Raw genomic sequence first — 18,786 nt, 5'->3', positions numbered from 1 at the left:
TACAGAGCAATGTGGATTGGGCCAGCGCAACCGCTAGCCCAAATCTATCTGACGATGATCTCTGGCCCCATCATCAGGGTCGGCAGCCAGATCGAGATGGCGGGTATGTAGGTCACCAAGATCAGGAAGACGAAGAGCACAGCCAAGAATGGCGCCGCTGCGCGGACCACGGCCATCATGGGCATTCCTGCCACGCCAGAGGTGACGAAGAGGTTGAGACCCACGGGCGGTGTGATCATCCCGATTTCCATGTTTACGACCATGATGATGCCGAGGTGAATCGGGTCGATGCCAAGCTCAATGGCGATTGGGAAGACGAGTGGCGCCACGATGACCAAAAGGCCCGATGGTTCCATGAACTGACCGCCGATCAGAAGGATCACGTTGACCACAATCAGGAAGGTGATTGGGCCAAGACCCGCAGCCAGCATCGCCTCTGCGATGTGTTGTGGCACTTGTTCGTCGGTCAACACGTGCTTGAGGATCAGCGCGTTGGCGATGATGAACATCAGGGTAATGGTCAGTTTGCCGCCTTCGAACAGCGCGGTGCGCGTGTCTTTGTGGAACGGTGCGGTGATCAGGGCCCACGGGGCAGTGAAGAGAGACCGTGGGCGCCCGCCCTCCTCTGCCGGGGCGAGTGGCCCCATGTCGCGGTAGATGAATGTTGCGACAAAGAAGGCGTAGATCGCGGCGACTGCGGCAGCTTCGGTTGGGGTGAAGGCCCCGGGCCGCCAGTACATTCCGAGCGACGGTGTGTACCACGGATGACCGTAGATGCCGCCCATGATGATCCCGATCAGAAGAAGGCCCCAGAAGGCGTCGCGCAGGCTGTCAAAGATCTCTCCCCAGCCTTTCCATTCGCCTTTGGGCATGTTGCGAATGCGGGCCAAGATGTAGATCGTGACCATCAACATGACACCGGCGAGGATGCCGGGGATCACGCCGGCGAGGAACATCCGGCCGACAGAAACGTCGGTGGCGCTGGCGTAAACGACCATCACGATGGACGGTGGGATCAGGATGCCCAGCGTACCGGCGTTACAGATCACGCCAGCCGCAAATTCTTTGGTGTAGCCGACCTGCTTCATCGCTGCGATCACGATGGTACCGATAGCGACAACGGTGGCTGGGGAAGACCCAGACAAGGCGGCGAACATCATACAAGCGAGAACACCTGCGATGGCGAGCCCGCCTTGGAGATGGCCAACGCAAGCGATGGAGAACCGGATGATCCGTTTGGCCACGCCGCCGGTCGACATGAAGGTCGAAGCGAGGATGAAAAACGGGATCGCGAGCAATGTGTAGTGGCCTGCCATGGCTTGATAAAAGCTCTGCGCGATTGAGGCGAGCGACGTGTCAGAGAACACAAGCAGGAAGATGATCGAGCTGAGGCCTAGGGACACGGCGATAGGCACGCCGATCAGCAACAAGCCAATGATCATGGTAAATAGGAGTATGACTTCCATGGTCTTAGTTGCCTTGTCTTTGAGCTTCGAGTTCGTCGATGGCCTCTTCGGCCTCATGGCTGACGATCAGGCTGTCCTGCTCGCCTTTGATCACGCGGATCGTGGCTTGCATGAAGCGGAACAGGAGCAGTGCGGCGCCGATGGGAACGATCATATAAGGGATCGCGACAGGCAGCTTTTCAAAGGGATCATCGCCTTCGATCAACAGCCAGCTTTCTAAGGTGCCACGGGTCCATTCAGGAATAGGAACTTGAACCGTTGGTTTGTAGCCTCGGAAGTCTTGTATCCGCATCTCTTGAAGGCCTGTGGGGAACCAGCGGCCCGTCGTCTGCGGCATATTGGCGAAATTCGCGTAGTAATCCCAAGACCCCTTCATGAGCAGCAAGGCATAGGCCAAACAGGCTATGCAAGAGAGGTAGAGCATGATCTTTTTGACAGGTTGGGATACGATGTTGGTCACGGCGTCTACGCCAAGGTGAGCTGTGACTTTGACGCCGTAGCTTATGCCAAAGAGCACGAGCCAAGCGAACAGGATGGTAACGACCTCAAGACCCCATAAGAGGGATGATCCGAACCCATATCGCAAAACGACGTTGATGAAGGTGATGACAGTCATAAGGCCGAGAATGACGGCAATGGCTGTCTCTTCGAATGTGTTGATGGCACGCCCCAAGCGTTGCATCGCAGGACCCCTCCGCTGCTTTGATGAAAGGGCCGCGCGAAGCGGCCCTTTTCTTAAGTGATGACTTAGGCTGTGGCCTTACATTGAAGCGTTGATGGCCTGTGCAGCATCAATGTTCTCTTGACCAACGTCGCCGACGAACTGATCCCAAACTGGTTTCATCGCGTCGACCCATGCCGCACGCTGTTCAGCGGTCAGCTGGCGCACTTCGCCACCGGCGTCGATGATGGCTTGTTTGGCTTCTTCGTTCACTGCGAAGGCTTCGCCGTTCCGCGTTGCGGTCACTTCATCAAGGATCGTGAGGAACTGCTCACGCACCTCTGGGTCAAGACCGTCAAGGAAGTCGGTTGAGGTCACAACGAGGTAGTCGATGATACCGTGGTTGGTTTCGGTGACACCGTCCTGAACTTCAAAGAACTTCTGACCGAAGATGTTGGACCACGTGTTCTCTTGTCCGTCTACAACGCCAGTTTGCAGCGCGCCGTAAACCTCAGAAAAGGCCATTGGCTGTGGGGACGCACCAAGCGCGGACATCTGTGCCACAAGAACGTCAGAGTTCTGAACGCGGAATTTCAGGCCGTCGGCGTCGGATGGGTCAACAAGTGGTACGTTTGCAGAGAACTGCTTCATACCGTTGTGCCAGAAAGCCAAACCTTGCAGGCCGCGGCGCTGCATGGAGTCTTTCATCGCCTGACCAGTTTCGGATGCTTGGAATGCGTCCACAGCATCGATGTTTGCGAACATGAATGGCAAGTCAAATATGCGGAATTGCTTGGTGAAGGCTTCGAATTTGGACAGGGACGGTGCCGCAAGCTGAACGTCGCCTTGGAGCATCGCTTCGAGAACTTGGTCGTCATTGTAAAGCTGGCTGGATGGGAAGACTTCCATACACATGGTGCCGTCCATCTCAGTGTTCACACGCTCAGCAAGCAAAGACGCCGCAATCCCCTTTGGGTGGCGGTCTGTGTTGGTTACGTGGCTAAACTTTACAACGATCTCGCCGTCGTCGCAGCCAGCCCCGTGGCCGTCTGCCATTGCCATAGGTGCAGCCATTGCCAAGACCGCAGCGGATGCGGTCAGTTTAAAGAATTTCATGGTATCCTCCCAAATCTTTGGAGGCGTTTTGCCTCCGCTAGAGAATACTGGCGCAATGATTGAGTGCGGCAAGGACAATTTGCGAATTAGCTTGGTAAGATTTTTATTGCTTGATTTCAGCAAGTTAGGATGAATCAATCACCACACCAAACAGGAGTGTGTGGGTTTCTACACAAGTGTTAGCGCAAACCGTGCGGAAATCCGCACAATCTATGGCCGGTAGTCTTCCGCTCTGAGCCCGTGCCGCGCCAGTTTGTCATAGAACGTCTTTCGGGGGAGCTTGAGAGCCGTCGCCGTCGCCGTCGCATGACCATCATGTTTCCGCAGAGCGGCGATCAGAAGAGACCTTTCAACGGCTGACATCTGCTCTGCCAACCCCAATTCTTCGGTCGCGACCGTGTCTTCGATACCGAGCGAGAATCGCATGGCTGCCGACATCAAAGATCGTGCATTTCCGGGCCAGTCTTGCGCCATGATGTTCGCCAAGGTTTCGGGTTTTATCTCTGGCTGGGGCAACGCGGCTTGTTCGCAGGCCTGTGCCACGTAGTGGTGGAACATGACGGGAATGTCTTCGGGGCGTTCCTTGAGCGACGGGATATAGACGTTCATCAGATCGAGGCGGTAGAAAAGCTCCGCTGAGAAAGACCCATCCTCAATGTGGCTTTTGAGGTTCTTCGTCGTGCCTGCGATCAGGCGAATGTCCAAACCGCTTTCTAAAGCGTCGAGCAGCGCGAATTGCACTGGCATGGGCAGCGCGCCAACTTCGTCAATGAAAAGCGATCCTTTTCCGGCTTGGTCAACGGCATCGCGCAGCCCCTCCAGATCAAGAGCCCCGCCGGTGCGTTTGACAAACGGGTGGCGTGCGACGGGTGATAAGAGATGTATGACCTCTGCCACCTTCGGTGTGCCACTACCGGGTGCGCCATTTACGAGAACCTCCGCCGATGTTTTGGCGACGGCGCGGACGCGCTCCCTGAGAGATTCAGATTGGACCGACGTACCGATCAACATACGCGCCGCAGCATCGCCACTGTCGAGGATATGCCGCTGTTGTCGAGCATCAAGAGCGATGCGACGTTGGGTGAGCGCTGTTTCAACCTTTTGGATGAGGTCAGCGGGCGCACAGGGTTTTTCCAAGAACGCAAACGCCCCTTCGCTCATCCCCTGCACCGCCATGGGGATGTCGGCTTCCCCTGTCAGAAGGATCACAGGCAGATCGGCGTCGACCGATTTCGCGTAGTTCAGTAGGTGAAACCCATCGCGGCCCGGCATGCGGATGTCGGAGACGACGACACCCTGAAAGTCGGCTGTTAGGTGATCTTTGGCCTCGATAAACGAGCCGCAGACCTGTGGCTCCAAGTCGGCAAGTGACATGGATTGGCTGAGCGCATCGCGCACTTCCTTGTCGTCATCGATCAAAAGGACACGGTTGATCATGCGGCGTCTGCCTGTCTTGCAGCGTCGAGTTCCACGGTGAACACGGCCCCTCCCTCTTCATGGTTGCGGCCTCGGATATCACCTCCGAAGCTCTGAACAAGACCGTATGAGATCGAAAGCCCAAGGCCCATCCCTTCGGCCGCGCCGACGGATTTCGTCGAATAGAAGGGATCGAAGATTTTCTCTGGTTGTTCAATGCCGGGGCCGGTGTCGCGGACGGAGACCGTCACGCGATTAGCCACGTCGACCGAAATCTCGACGGTGCGTTCATCGTGCCCTTCCATGGCGTCAATCGCGTTTGAGACCAGGTTCAAAAGCACCTGCTGTAAGCGCACATCGCCGCCGCGGACCCAAATCGGTTCTTCCGGGCGATCCCATTTTATCTGGGTTTCGGCATCGCGGGCCTTGGTCGCCGAAATCTCTGTCACCGCGTCGATCACTGCGACAATATCGACGTCCACCAGCGGCGCGCTTTCCTGTTTCGCGAATGCGCGCAGGTTTTTGATGATGCGCCCCATACGGCGGGCGAGATCGGAAATCCGGCCTAGGTTTTCCTCGGCAATGTCTGGTTTGTCTTTGTGCAAAAAGACCTGAGCATTGTCGGCAAAAGATCGGATCGCCATAAGCGGTTGGTTCAACTCGTGGCTGATGCCGGCGGACATTTGACCCAAAGCGCTCAGTTTTCCGGCCTGCACCAAATCGGCTTGCGCTTGTTTCAGCTGAGCCTCGGCCTCGCGACGGGTGGTGATTTCTGCGCGAAGGTCGTTGTTCACGCGTTCCAGATCGGCGGTTCTGTTGGCCACGCGTGTTTCGAGCTTGGCATTCGCAATGGCGAGCGTGCGGCGGCGTTCTGTGGCAAGATAAAGTAACGCGCCAAAGGCAAGGCAGAGTGCCGCGGCGACGGAGGCCTGTAGCAAAGCCAGTTGGTTCGCTGGCGCGACATCGATCAAGACCTCGCCGCGCATCCCGATCACGGGCACAGGAAGTTCGATATGTAAGGCGCGTTCCGGCAGGTATGGCCCGCCATCGACACGCCAAATTTCGTGGCCTGCGACCTCTGCCGATTGTACGTCGATGAAGGAACTGACCAAAGTGGGGGGATACTCCGCCTCTCGGCTTTGGAAGGTTTCGCCCGCGCCGCGGCTGCTGAAGATGAGTTCGGAGCGGTTGGAGAGGAAGATCACGCCAAGGTCATCGCCAAAGAACAGCGACGGCCGGTCGCCGCGCCATGCGGCTTCGACCGCTTCGACATTTGCAGCGACGAGGATGGAGCCGATGGGTGGGCCTTCGTCGGAAAAGACAGGAGCTGCGAAGTAGAAGGCGCGTTTTCCATAGCGGTCAGAAAAGAGGTGATAGGTTCCCAACGCGCCGTCCATGGCCCGTTCAAAATAGGGGCGGCTTGCGTGAACTTGTGGGTCGGTATCGCGTGCGTTGACGACCTCGGCCCCCGTTTGGTCGATGACCATGATGTCGAGGGAACCGGTTTTATCCGCGACGTCCAGTAATAGGCTTGCAGCGTCTTCTGATGGCTCAGCTCGTTCTACGACGGGGCGCAGTGTTGGATGATCGGCCAGAAGTACGGCAAGTTCGCGGTACCTTTCTAAGTGACCAACGAGGCCATCTGCGGCCAAAGCCACGTCGGCTTGCCCCCTTCGGGCCAGCTGATCTAGGGCGGCTCCATAGGCAAATCTCCAAACGCCGGCAGAGAAGCCGATCACAAAGATCAGAAAGCCTGCGATCCAAAGCGCTGGTCTGTTGCGACTGAGTTCCATGATTCGTGCAAGCCCTTGGCGAAGTGGCATCCATCCTAGCGGGAATGGAGGCTACGGCCAACGTCCCTTGCGGGTTTCCCATCTATCGACCCAGTTGTGATACCAAAAATCGGCGGCGTGCAGGAAATGCGGTTTGGCAAAGGGGTGGATCGGGTTTGTTTTCAGCGTGGTGGAGGAATAGGCCGTTTCACCGCGTGCGTCCCCTAATGTTTGATAGGCTGCTTTTGCGCCAAGATAAGGGGCCATAACCGTACCGGAACCAGAGTAGCCCATCGCATAGTGGATACCATCTCGCTCGCCGACATGGGGCATGTGGTTGAAGCTGTAGCCGGTGTTGCCGGTCCAAACATGGCTAAGGCGCGCATTTGCGAGTTGCGGCCAAATCTCCACCATCGTGGACTTGAGACGTGCGGCTGCATTGTCGAGGCGATAAGGCACCATCGCGGCCCGCCCGCCCCAGAGCAGACGTTTGCCGTCCGGTGAGATGCGGTAGTAGGAATGGCGCGCGCGGGTCTCGACCATCATCCGCCGCCCTGGGGCCAGTTCGCCGATCAGGTTAGGCGACAGTTCCTCTGTTGCGATGATGTAGCTCGGCAGAGGGAAGACTCGGCGTTTGTGCCATTTGAACGTCTCGGGGGTGTAGCCGTTGGTGGCCAGGACGACCTTGTCGGCTTGGATGTTGCCTTTAGGCGTGCTGACAGTGAATCTGCTGCCTTCGCGCGCCCAGCTATGGGCGGGGCAATGGGACACCACTGGAATGTTGCGCCGTTCGACGGCAGCTAGCAGACCGGCATGGTACTTTGCGGGGTGCAGGCCCGCGTGATCAGTGTAGACCATGCCGCCGAAGTAGCGGTCGGTGCCGACTTCGGTTTTGAGGTTTTCGCGCTCGACAAGGTCGACCTTGATCCTCGATTTGGCTTTGAGCGTGTTGAACAACCGCCGTTGGTTCTCAAACTGCGCTTTTGTCCATGCCATTTGGATGCGACCGGTTTTCTGGAAATCGCACTCGATGTTTTCGCGGGTGAGCAGGTCTTGCAACCATTCGAAGGAGCTAGAGGCCTCTTCGAAGATCTGCTCAGCGACGTCTTCTCCAAATCGGGTTTTGAGGATGTCCCACGAAAACCGCGGCGGGGCGCCGACCATGCCGCCGTTGCGGGATGAGGCTCCGATGCCGGGGATGTCTGCATCGATGACGCAAACCTTAGCGCCAGCGTCATGCCCTGCTATGGCAGCAGAGAGGCCGGTGTAGCCCGCCCCGATGACAAGCAAGTCGCATGTTTCGGGCAACTCACCTTCGGTTACGCGGGGTGTGACCGCGTCCCACCAATAAGGGTGGCCAATCTCCGCTTCGCCGGTCCAGTCGACCATTTAAGGGCAGTCCTTTTCGCTAAAGCTGAGAATTTAACACAGCTTTCAAGTATCCAATCAAGGCTTCCCTCTGATGGGTCAGCACGTGCACTCGAAAGGTATCTTCGGCTCCATAGCGATAAATGTGAAGGCCCAAACCGAAGGCGAGGCGCACAGCGCTGCGCGACGGCTCATCTAGGTGGATTTCGGTACCTTGTTGCAGCATCGACAGGGCATGTGGGCCGCTCAGGTCGAAAACGTCGTAGCCGTGGGTCATATCGGAAATGGCGAGGCTTTTGGTGTCGTCCCACCCTTCGGTCAGGTCGGTGTCACCGACGAGCAAAACACGGTCGCGGCGCATGACGACCGCATAGCGATCTGTATCGATCACGTCGGGCCAGCCGACTTGCGGCGCATCGATTTGTTTCAGGACGTTGGGGCCTGAAATCATCGTCAGTGTCAGGTTTTTGACGTGGGATAGGCGCGCGCCGTTGGGCAGTTCTATCACGTCGTCTTTGGTCAGACGGTCCCATTTATGGCTGTCATCACGCATGGAGCCGTCCCCCCTCTGAATCAAACCGGCAAGGGTCGCAGATCGTTACCTCCCGAACCTCTTCTTTGTGCCAAATCTTGATAGTGTCGCCGACCTTGGCGTGCGGCGCTTCGATGATGGCAAGCGCAATGGGGCCGACGTTGGGGCTTTGGTAGCTAGATGTCACATAGCCAAGCGAGCGGCGCGTTGGAGTTTCTGTGAAGGCATGAGCGCCGGTGGCGAGCGGTGGTTCGCCGTCTGGGACACTAAGGCCAACCAACACTTTGCGGTCGTCCGCGTTGGCTTTTTCGGTGTGCAAGCTGCGGTCACCAATGAAGGCCGCTTTCTTTTTGGCGCGCGGAATGGTGAAGCCTAGATCGTGCGGCATCGTTTCGCCGTCGGTGTCTTTGCCGATGATGATGAAGCCCTTTTCGGCCCTCAGGATCGACATGGCTTCGAGGCCAATGGGGCTGACGCCCTGCTCTTTCCCTGCGGCGGTGATGGCGTTCCAGAGTGTTTCGGCGTGGCCAGTGGGCACGGAGACTTCATAGCTGAGATCGCCGGAGAAGCTGACGCGGGCGATGCGGAGTGGGATTGCGCCCATTGTGCCTTCACGGAAGGTCATATGAGGGAAAGCATCTGGCGCAAGGTCGATTGTGGTATCGAGGCTGCTGAGTACATCGCGGGCTTTGGGACCCGTTACCGTGACGGTGGCCCAAGCGGTGGTTTGATCGTGTACGAAGATGCGGTCGGGATCATTGCCGTCCTGCCGCCAAGCCTCAAGATGCGTGCGCACTCCGTCGACATGGCTGGAGGAACAGGAGACGATAAAGCGGTTTTGGTCCACGCGAGTGACGACCCCGTCGTCGTAGACGATTCCGCCTTCGGTCAGCATGAAACCGTAGCGGATGCCACCGGGTTTCAGCGATTTAATCGTGTTGTAGTAAACGAAATTTAGGAAAGCTTCGGCATCGGGGCCCATGACTTCGATCTTGCCAAGGGTGGAGCCGTCAAAAATGCCGGCGGTGTCGCGAGCAGCTTTGGCTTCCTTCTGGATCGTGGCGTCGCGGTCGCCACTGCCATACCATCCGGGGCGCAGCCAGCCACCGTATTCGCAGAACGCGGCATCGAGGTCACGGTGTTTGTCTTCGAGAGGCAGACGTTTGACCGGGCTCCAAAGCTGTTTGGTTTTGGCGCCGTGGTAAATCTCAAGTGGCACTGGCACGAACGGCGGACGGAAGGTTGTGGTGCCAACTTGTGGTATGGGCTTGCCGCGAAGAGCAGCCATCGCGGTGAGGCCCGCCATATTCGACGTCTTACCTTGGTCGAAGGCCATGCCCAGCGTTGTGTAGCGCTTAAGGTGTTCGACGGAGACGTAGTTTTCCCGCGCGGCGACTTCGATGTCTTTCAGGGTCACATCATGTTGGAAATCGATCCATTGGCGACCTTTGGAATGGGGTTTGGTGTCGATTAGGGTGGTCGTGTAAGTGGTCGAGGGTCGGTCGATGGGGGTGCCTTTGCCTGCGGCCTCTGCCTCTTCGATGGCTTGGGCGAGGTCATAGGTGCCGTTGGCGGCGCCGATGGCAATCATGGCGTCGGTTGCAGGTTTCGGCACGAACGCTTGGCGCGTTTCGCACCAGTCCAGTTTGCCACCCGCGTGCCGCCACAAGTGGACAAGGGGCGTCAGACCGCCTGACACAAGCACGCCGTCAGCGTCGATCTGGTCTTTGCCGATGCGCAGGCCAGTGGTGTGTTTGCGTCCTTGGTTCGTGATGCCGTCGACGTGGTCGATTTCTTCCACCTTAGAACCCGCCGCGCGAAGGTTTTCGATGGTCGCGCTGGCGTGGCTGTTGTTGCGCATCACGAGCGGTTTATTGGCAGCCATAACGCCGTAGCGGGCTAGATATTCACCTGCAGCATTCAGGGACATTGTACCGGGGAGGTCATTTTTGGCGAAGGTTATCGGGCGGTCCAAGGCTCCGGTCGCCATGATTACCTGCCCTGCCCTCATTCGCCAAAGTGCGGGCGCGCGTCCGAAGCCTTGCGACTGAACCAATGCGACGAGGCCGTGATCGTAAACGCCGTAGGCTGTGGTGTGGGTCAGGATGCGACCGCCTGCGTTTTCGATGGCGGTCTTTTGGGCAGCGACCCACTCATCTGGGTCTATATCGGCAGTCGCGCCGCAGCGGTAGAGGCTGCCGCCCAAGACGCGCTGATCATCGACAAGCACTACGTCTTTGCCAGCCTCAGCCGCTGCACGTGCGGCGGTCAGACCGGCCGCGCCGCCGCCGACAACAAGAACATCGCATTTCGCGTGGTTTTGTGCAGATTGGAAATCTTCCAAGACCTCTCGATCCACAGCGCCCAGTCCCGCCATTTTGCGGATCGCGGGTTCGAAAAGGTGCCAGTCCGGCCAGATGAAGGTTTTGTAGTAGAAGCCCGCGCCAAGGAAGCGGTGGAACAGATCGAGGCCACCTTTGATGTCATATTTCGCCGTTGGGAAGGCGTTGACGCTGCGGGCGGCCATGCCCTCTTCGATATAGGTCGTCGTGGCAAGGCAGTTGGGTTGTTCCTTGCCGTTCAGTCGGATGTTCATGATCGCGTTGGGTTCATCGACCCAAGCGCTCCATACCCCACGCGGGCGGTGGTATTTGAAGCTGCGCCCGACAATGGAGACGCCATTGGCCAGCAATGCGGAGGCCAGCGTATCGCCTTCGAACCCTTCGTAGGTTTTGCCGTCAAACCAGAATGAAATGGGTTTGCTGCGGTCGATCAGGCCTCCGCTATTCAGACGCCGCGTGGTCATTGGCCTGCCTCCCGCAAAGCTGTGCTGCCCAGCACTTCCATCGTGACGCTATCGCGTTCGAGGAGGAACAGCTCGCCGCAAGTTGTGTGCATCCAGATCTCTCTCACATGGCCCTTTTCGTTGCGATGACTATGCAAATAGGCGGCCCAATCTTCGTCCGAGATTTGGTTCAGTGTGTCGGGGCGGGTTTTGCCCGCTTCGGCGATGAAATGAAATTCGCGTTCATCACGAGGGCCACAGAACGGACAGGTGAATATTTGCATCTTGTCCCCTCCCTAATGCGCGATGCCGGATGCGGCGCTTTCGTCGATCAAACGTCCGGTTGTGAAACGATCAAGGTCGAACGGGCGACTGATTTCGTGATGTTGGCCGGTCGCCATGCGGTGGGCGAGCAGGTAGCCGCCCGCTGGAATGGCTTTGAACCCGCCGGTGCCCCAACCACAGTTGAGGTAAAGGCCATCGACGCCAGAGGGCCCAATGATCGGGGAGCTGTCCGGCGTCACGTCAACGATTCCGCCCCAATGGCGCAGTAGTTTGACCTTACTGAGTGCGGGCATGAATTCGAGAAGGCCGCCAATCACCGCCTCTTGCACCGGCATGTTGCCGCGTTGGCCGTAGGACGGCACGCGGTCGAGGGCGCCGCCGAAGACAAGGCCACCCTTGTCGGATTGGCTGATATAGGTGCCGACCGCGGGGGAGAGGACGACCGTGTCGAGGACCGGCTTATAGGGTTCGGAGACGAAGGCTTGAAGGGCGTAGGAATGGATCGGGAGTTTGAAACCTGCCATGCCTGCAATGACAGAGGAATGCCCTGCGACGGTGGCCGCGACCATACCGGAGCGGATTTCACCGAATGCGGTATTTACCCCGACGCAGCGGCCTCCTTCCATCAGGAAATCGGTGACTTCGCAGTTCTGGATGATGTCGACGCCCAGCGCATCGGCCGCGCGGGCATAGCCCCAAGCCACCGCGTCGTGCCGTCCTGTCCCACCCCGTGGTTGGTTGACGGCGCCGTGGATCGGATAGCGGGCATCGTCGCGGTAGTTGAGGATGGGCGCACGCTTGCGCACCTCTTTCGCGTCCAGAAATTCGGCATCGATCCCGTTGAGGCGCATGGCGTTGTATTGCCGCGCGGCCATTTCCATTTCTGGTTCGGAATGAGCGAGCACCATCATGCCGCGCTGCGAGAACATGACGTTGTAGTTCAGATCTTTTGACAGCCCTTCGTAGAGGCGCACGGACAGATCATACAGCTGGGCGCTTTCAGGGTAAAAATAATTCGACCGGATCGCCGTTGTGTTGCGCCCCGTGTTGCCGCCGCCAAGCCAGCCCTTTTCAATCACTGCAATGTCGGTGATGCCATGATTTTTGGCGAGATAGTAGGCGGTGGACAGACCATGCCCCCCTGCCCCAATGATCACAACGTCATATTGCTTTTTCGGCTTCGGCGTGCGCCACGCCATGCCCCAGCCTTTGCCTCCGCGCAGGCCTTCGCGGAACAGTTGCCAAGCTGAGTAGCGCTTCATGCCGCAGCCTCTTGCGCCATGGCGAACTTGGAGAATTCCACAATCACCTCATCGGTCGGAACAACGCCAGTGAAGCATTCGAGGAATTGCGGCAGGCGGGCCATGCGTGTCTCCATCGTTTCGCGTACATCTAACGCGTGATAGCCAAGCTGCATGAAATACAAAACCCGTGCGCGTGCATCTGCCGCATCAGGGGCAAAGCCATGGCGGGCGTACATTGCGGTGATCGCGGCGAGGCGACGTGCGTCGGCTTGATCGATACGGTCCCTAACGGACATATCGCGCCGCGCCCATTCGCGGACGGCAAAATCGAGGCGGCTGTCAAAGAGGCTTTCATCGACGAAACAGCGAAAGAAATTACAGGCGGCGTCAACAATCGTGTCCGCAGGCAATTCACAATGGCGGATGATGGATTGGGAGTTGCGAGTTTCCCATTCGGTGAGAAGCGCGTCCAAAAGCTCGGAGCGGTTTTCAAAATACCAGTAAAAACTGGATCGTGAGACACTTAGCTTCTCAGCTAAGCTTAAGATTTTCAATTCTCCGACGCCGTCATGGACGAGCACATCGCGGGCGATGTTGAGCCAGTCTTGCTGCGTGACTTTGATGTTGCCAACCAACGGCGGCGCATCGGGGTCATCGCGGCTGAGCACGGGGGTGTTACGGTCGATCATCTCAGCTCTCCGGTGGGGCGCCGCCTTCGGCTTTGCGTTTCTCGATGAAGTCGTTCAGGGCTCCGACTCGAGCATCGTCAAGTTGCGGTCCTGTGCCGTCTGCGAGGATGGTTTGCCAGACGTCCGTGGCGCGGGTGGTGGCATCTTTTGCCCCACGTTCGGTCCATGTGCCGAAGTTGGCATAGTCATGCACGACGGGTTCGTAAAATTCGGTGTTGTAGCGTTCCATCGTCTGGCTGGTGGCGAAGAAGTGGCCGCTTGGGTCCACCTCTGACAAGGCATTGGCAAAGCCGATTTCATCGGTCCCTGCCTTTGCCCCAGCACACAGCTCGGCAATCATGTTCAGCACTTCGACATCGGTGATCAGCTTTTCATAAGACACCGTCAGCCCGCCTTCGAGCCATCCGGCGGAGTGGATGATCACTGTGGCTCCGGCCATTAAGCAACCCCAAAGGCCCATCTGGTTTTCGTTGGCCGCTTGAACGTCATTGAGGTTCGACGCTGATCCGGCGGCACTTCGCCACGGCAGGCCAAGGTGGCGAGCGAGTTGGCCCGCGGCAAGCGAGGCTTGGAAATGTGTGGGTGTACCGAAGGCTGGCGCGCCGGATTTCATATCCACGTTGGAAGTGAACGTGCCATAGCAGACGGGTGCGCCGGGGTTGACCAGTTGGGTCAAGGTGATCGCGGCGAGGCATTCTGCATGGCTGAGCGTGATCGCTCCGGCGACTGTGATTGGGGCCATTGCGCCCATCAGCGTGAAGGGGGTCACGATGGACACCTGCCCGAATTTCGCAAAGTCGATCAGGCCCTGCGCCATTGGTACGTCGAGTGTGCGGGGGCTGTTGGTGTTGATGATCGTGTAGCAATAGGTGGTGTTAAGGAACTGCTCATCCGACGCGCCGCGGAAATCGCGAAGCATCTCGAAGCAGTCCATGACCTGCGGTGTGCCACGTGAAAAGAGGAAGGGGAATTTGTCTGTGAGCGTGAGTTGCGCTTCTGTCGTGAAGTAGTGGCGTTCGTGTGTTGCGACGTCTTGCGGTTCGGTCAGGGGCGAGATCATTTGAAACACGTCAAAGTGCTGGGTTAGGCGCGTCATTTCGCGGTAGTCGGTCGCGGTGCCGGGGCGCCGTCCGCGAACGAGGTCGGTTGCATGTGGGGCGCCTGCCCCTGGCTGGAATGTCAGGCTGCCCAGCTCTAAGGTGAAGTCCCTATGTCGTGCGCCTGCCACACAGTCGATGGATTTCGGCGCGCTTGCCAGCGCCGCCTCGATCATATCGCGGCCGATATAGACCATTTCGCCGTCGACCTTGGCCCCGCCTTTGGCGAAATATTCTCGCGCCTCTGGCAACAGGACTTTCATCCCCAGTTCTTCCAGCATGCGGAACGCTGTTTCGTGCATATTGGCGATCTCATCATCTGAGAAAGCTTTCATCGCCGGAAACGGGTTCTTGAGCTGGCGGTAGTTGGTGTCGCGTGCGGATGGCGGGGCGGCGGTGGCCCCGCGCCGTCCGCGACGCCGTGGTTTGGTGTCTACGGTCATCGCATCAGCCTCGCATCGCCTGCCCCTTCGGGTCATATGGTGATGCCGCTATCACTTTGGCCTTGCGCAAATTGCCAACGATATGCACGCCGAGTTCCGTGCCTTCGGCAGCGAACTCTCGGTCGACCATGGCCATGGCGAGCGATGCACCTACGGTGTAGCCGTAAGCGCCGGACGTCACAAAACCGATGCGGTCGTCGCCGTTCCAAATTGGTTCATAGCCCGAGGCGTCGCTGTCACCGTCTTCGATTTGGAGTGTAACGAGCAGTTGGGATGGTCCGTTACCCTCTTTCTCTTTCAGGGCGGCCTCGCGACCGACAAAATCGCCTTTGTCCCAGTCGATCCAGCGGTCCATGCCAGTTTGGGCGGCTGTGTAGAGCTGGGTGAACTCTGCCGACCAGATGCCAAAGGTTTTTTCGATCCGCGTGGACAGCATCGCGTTAAACCCGCATTCACGGATGTCTTGATCCGCGCCGGCCTCCAACAGAAGACGACGCAGAGCGATATGGTCGCCATAGCGGACGTTGATTTCGTAGCCGAGTTCGCCGGTGACGGACATACGCGCGACCTTTGCCCGAAGCGGGCCGATGTCCACGTCACGGCAGCCCATAAAGGGCAGATCACTGATGTCCTGTTCAGCAAGTTTCTCGATGACCGCTTTGGATTTCGGACCAGCGAGGCCGAAGCCGCACATCTCTTCGCCAAGATCGCGTACGCTCACGCCATCCTCAAGATGATCGTTGAACCAGCGCATGTGCCACGCCCGCAGATAATAGCTGCCCATGATCCAATACGTGCCATCGCCCCAGTTCAGAACGGTCAAGTCACCTTTCAACCGACCCTCTGGCGAGAGCATCGGCGCAAGGCGGGCGCGGTTCGGCCCCGGCAGTTTGGAGGCCATGATCTTATCAAGCCATTGTTCCGCGTTCGGGCCGCCGATTTCGTAGCGGGAGAAGCCAGTGATATCTAGGAGGCCAACACCTTCGCGGATCGCTTTGCTTTCTTCGCCAACGATGTCGAAGGCGTTGGAGCGTTTCAGCGTTGGCGTTTCTTCAAAACCCTCTGGCGCGAAGTAGAGCGGCACTTCAAGATCCCAGCTGTTACCCCATTTGCAGCCAGCCGCCGTCATCGCGTCATGTGCCGGTGCCATTTTGAGCGGGCGTCCAGCAGGAAGCTGTTCGTTCGGGTAGGTCATTACGAAACGGCGGGAATAGAATTGGCCTGTCGTTTCACGGATGTAGCGTTGGTTTTCGGCGAACTTGCCGTAGCGGGCCACGTCCATGCAGAAGACATCTGCCTCTGGCTCTCCATGGATCATCCATTCGGCCAAGGATTTACCAACACCCCCGCCCTGAAGGAAGCCAGCCATGACGGCACAGGCACACCAATAGCCGGGCTTGCCGGGAACGGGTCCGACCAGCGGGTTGCCATCGGGTGAGAAGGTGAAGGCACCATTAACCCATGTTTTCACTCCGACGTCTTGCAGGGCCGGATAGCGTTCGAAGCCGCAAATCAACTCATGCTCTATCCGGTCGGTCTGTTCTTGGAACAGCTCCATGCCGTAATCCCATGGCGCGCCGTCCATGGCCCAATGTTCATGATCGACCTCATAGATGCCGAGCAGAACGCCCTTTTGGTCCTGCCGCAGATAGGTGAACCCTTCTAGGTCGACGGTCATGGGTACTTCGAAATCCAACTCTTCCAGCTGAGGGATCGTATCGGAGATCAGATAGTGGTGTTTGAGCGGGCTGACGGGGAGTTCGATGCCGGCCATGCGACCAACCTGCTTTGCCCAAAGCCCCGCCGCGTTGACGACGTGTTCGCAGGTGATTGTGCCTTTGTCGGTGACGACCTTCCAGCCATCAGCGGTCTGGATCAGTTCCTCGACTTTGGTGTGCTCGAAATAACTCGCGCCGCGCTTCTTGGCGGCGATCGCGTAGGCGTGGACGGTGCCGGTGGTGTCGACGTAACCTTCGCGGTCGGCCCACATGCCGCCAAGCAGGTTGTCCTTTGACATAATCGGACACAGCTCTTGCGCCTCTTCCGGTGTCACGAGGCGGCAATCTTCGATGCCAATGGATTGGAACACGCGGTAGGCCGATTGTAGCCATTCCCATCGGTCGGGTGTGCCTGCCATCGTCAGGCCGCCTGTCATATGCAGGCCGATGTTCTGGTCGCTTTCCTCTTCAATTTCGCTTAAGAGGTCGATGGTGTAGGCCTGCAGCGCAGCCATGTTCGGATCGGCGTTGAGCGCGTGGATGCCGCCAGCCGCGTGCCAGCTTGAGCCCGCGGTCAGGACGCTGCGTTCGAGCAGACACACATCGGACCAACCCATTTTCGCTAAGTGGTAAAGAACTGACGTTCCAACAACTCCGCCCCCAATGACGACAACGCGATAATGTGAATTCATTTTGACCTCCCTAAGCGTGGCGGTCGGACGCGCGACTCAGCCAGCACTAAACATTCCTGTCCAGAACCTTGCATCGCAATAGACAGCGCTGTCTAGAGAGTTTAGATCAACCGGTTGGAATTTCGTTGACCTTCATTGGGACGTGATAGCCGCGTTGCACCGCTGGACGTTCTGCAATGCGCTGATACCACGCGCGAACATTCGGAAATTTGACCAGATCAACCTGCTGCCATTCGTAGCGTGAGGCCCATGGCCAACAGGCCATATCCACGATGGAATAGTCGCCGACAATGTAATCTTGGCCTTCAAGCTGCTTGTCCAACACGCCATAAAGCCGTTTGGATTCAGCTTTGAAGCGTTCTTCGGCGTATTCCGAGACGCCGGGGTTATATTTGGCAAAGTGATGGGTTTGCCCCAACATCGGACCAAAGCCAGCCATCTGCCACATCAGCCATTCCATGGCTTTGGTGCGGCCTGCGACGTCGGTTGGAAAGAACTTCCCATATTTCTCTGCCAGATAAATCAGGATTGCCCCTGATTCCATCACCGACTGGCCGGTTTCATGATCATAAATTGCGGGGATTTTGTTGTTCGGGCTGATCTTCAAAAACTCCGGTGCGAATTGTTCATCTTTGCCGATATCGATGGCATGGGCTGTGTAGTCGACGCCGAGTTCCTCCAGCATGATCGAGATTTTGCGACCGTTCGGCGTGGTCCATGTGTAGAGGTCGATCATGTGGCTTCCTTTCAGGATTTATGTCGTGCCAGCCAGTCCAAGGTGGCGTCAGTCGGGCCGTCCGGACGATACTCCGCCCCGATTGGGTTTGACCATCCCGCATTATCTATCGCAGCGAAAACATCATCGAAATTCAAAGCCCCGTGATCTGGCGCGCCGCGGTCGGGAACGGAAGCGAATTGGATGTGACCTATGTGGGGGAGTGCATCTTGGAACTGTTTGATGGGGTCATCGTGCATTCGGCCGATGTGGTAGAAATCGAACATGAGTTTGAGGCGAGGATGGTTGATCCGTTCGATCAACTCAATGGCGTCAACAAGGCGGTCGAGCAGATATCCGGGGACGTCGATGGGATTTATAGGTTCGATCAGAATTGTGGTGTCTTCTGATATGTCGCAGGCATAGCGGAGGGTATCTTCAAACGCCTGCCAAGCCTCCTCTCCTGCGGTGATACCGGGCAAAGCGTGGATGGCTTGCGCGCCAACGGCCCGCGCATAGGACAGGGCCAATTCTACCGACTGGTTGCCAACGTTACGCCACGCACAGGTGCCGAACGCACCTTGCGATTTTGATCCGCGCTCGGTGTTCAGGCTTAGAAGTGGGAGGCCAGTCTCCTCAAGAGCGGCGCGTACGACCATTGGGTCATAGTCGTAGGGCCATTGAAACTCGACGGCGTCAAAGCCCGCCTGCGCTGCGGCCCGAATGGCATCGGGCAACGGCAAGTCTGACCAAAGCAAACCAAGGTTGGCAGAGAAACGCGGCATGG

At 57.9% G+C, this 18,786-nt stretch carries 15 protein-coding genes; all 15 read right to left on the bottom strand.

Annotated features, from left to right (window positions below; genetic code table 11):
- Nucleotides 1-44: 44 nt before the first annotated feature.
- The gene (locus BUA85_RS14435; RefSeq protein WP_072902315.1) at nt 45-1,466 is read right to left on the bottom strand and encodes a TRAP transporter large permease; all 1,422 of its coding nucleotides are present in this window, start codon (nt 1,464-1,466) and stop codon (nt 45-47) included.
- A gap of 4 nt (nt 1,467-1,470) precedes the next feature.
- Nucleotides 1,471-2,148 carry a TRAP transporter small permease gene (locus BUA85_RS14430; protein ID WP_072902313.1) on the bottom strand — a complete coding sequence of 226 codons (678 nt, stop codon included), beginning with the start codon at nt 2,146-2,148 and terminating at the stop codon, nt 1,471-1,473.
- Nucleotides 2,149-2,226: 78 nt separating this feature from the next.
- A complete protein-coding gene (locus BUA85_RS14425; RefSeq protein ID WP_072902311.1) occupies nt 2,227-3,243 on the bottom strand; it encodes a DctP family TRAP transporter solute-binding subunit in 1,017 nt (338 codons plus the stop codon).
- A gap of 210 nt (nt 3,244-3,453) precedes the next feature.
- Nucleotides 3,454-4,680: a sigma-54-dependent transcriptional regulator gene (locus BUA85_RS14420; protein ID WP_072902310.1), complete on the bottom strand. Its 1,227-nt coding sequence runs from the start codon at nt 4,678-4,680 to the stop codon at nt 3,454-3,456.
- Nucleotides 4,677-6,452, bottom strand: coding sequence for a sensor histidine kinase (locus BUA85_RS14415; RefSeq protein WP_072902531.1), 1,776 nt, complete (start codon nt 6,450-6,452; stop codon nt 4,677-4,679). The genes BUA85_RS14420 and BUA85_RS14415 overlap by 4 nt, the downstream gene beginning before the upstream one ends.
- 51 nt (nt 6,453-6,503) lie before the next feature.
- Nucleotides 6,504-7,820 carry an NAD(P)/FAD-dependent oxidoreductase gene (locus tag BUA85_RS14410; RefSeq protein WP_072902308.1) on the bottom strand — a complete coding sequence of 439 codons (1,317 nt, stop codon included), beginning with the start codon at nt 7,818-7,820 and terminating at the stop codon, nt 6,504-6,506.
- A 19-nt stretch (nt 7,821-7,839) separates the two neighbouring features.
- A complete protein-coding gene (locus BUA85_RS14405) occupies nt 7,840-8,352 on the bottom strand; it encodes an aminomethyltransferase family protein (protein ID WP_072902306.1) in 513 nt (170 codons plus the stop codon).
- A complete protein-coding gene (locus BUA85_RS14400; RefSeq protein ID WP_072902304.1) occupies nt 8,345-11,137 on the bottom strand; it encodes a 2Fe-2S iron-sulfur cluster-binding protein in 2,793 nt (930 codons plus the stop codon). Before BUA85_RS14400 ends, BUA85_RS14405 begins: the two co-directional genes overlap by 8 nt.
- Nucleotides 11,134-11,400 carry a sarcosine oxidase subunit delta gene (locus tag BUA85_RS14395; protein ID WP_072902302.1) on the bottom strand — a complete coding sequence of 89 codons (267 nt, stop codon included), beginning with the start codon at nt 11,398-11,400 and terminating at the stop codon, nt 11,134-11,136. Before BUA85_RS14395 ends, BUA85_RS14400 begins: the two co-directional genes overlap by 4 nt.
- 12 nt (nt 11,401-11,412) lie before the next feature.
- The gene (locus BUA85_RS14390; protein WP_072902300.1) at nt 11,413-12,663 is read right to left on the bottom strand and encodes a sarcosine oxidase subunit beta family protein; all 1,251 of its coding nucleotides are present in this window, start codon (nt 12,661-12,663) and stop codon (nt 11,413-11,415) included.
- Nucleotides 12,660-13,334 (bottom strand): TetR/AcrR family transcriptional regulator, encoded by a 675-nt coding sequence (locus BUA85_RS14385; protein WP_072902297.1) that lies wholly within the window; start codon nt 13,332-13,334, stop codon nt 12,660-12,662. The genes BUA85_RS14390 and BUA85_RS14385 overlap by 4 nt, the downstream gene beginning before the upstream one ends.
- 1 nt (nt 13,335) lies before the next feature.
- Entirely contained in the window at nt 13,336-14,874 is a 1,539-nt protein-coding gene (locus BUA85_RS14380; RefSeq protein WP_072902295.1) for a trimethylamine methyltransferase family protein, read from the bottom strand.
- A 4-nt stretch (nt 14,875-14,878) separates the two neighbouring features.
- Complete coding sequence (locus tag BUA85_RS14375; protein ID WP_072902293.1) at nt 14,879-17,284, bottom strand: GcvT family protein; 2,406 nt, start codon at nt 17,282-17,284, stop codon at nt 14,879-14,881.
- A gap of 106 nt (nt 17,285-17,390) precedes the next feature.
- Complete coding sequence (locus tag BUA85_RS14370; RefSeq protein ID WP_072902292.1) at nt 17,391-18,020, bottom strand: glutathione S-transferase family protein; 630 nt, start codon at nt 18,018-18,020, stop codon at nt 17,391-17,393.
- 11 nt (nt 18,021-18,031) lie between these two features.
- Nucleotides 18,032-18,784, bottom strand: coding sequence for a hydroxypyruvate isomerase family protein (locus BUA85_RS14365; RefSeq protein ID WP_072902290.1), 753 nt, complete (start codon nt 18,782-18,784; stop codon nt 18,032-18,034).
- Nucleotides 18,785-18,786 lie beyond the last annotated feature (2 nt).

This window comes from Cognatiyoonia sediminum, from assembly GCF_900129845.1.
In the GTDB taxonomy this organism is placed as follows: domain Bacteria; phylum Pseudomonadota; class Alphaproteobacteria; order Rhodobacterales; family Rhodobacteraceae; genus Cognatiyoonia; species Cognatiyoonia sediminum.
Note: the sequence above shows the minus strand (reverse complement) of the source record. Positions and strands in the feature narration are given on the sequence as shown.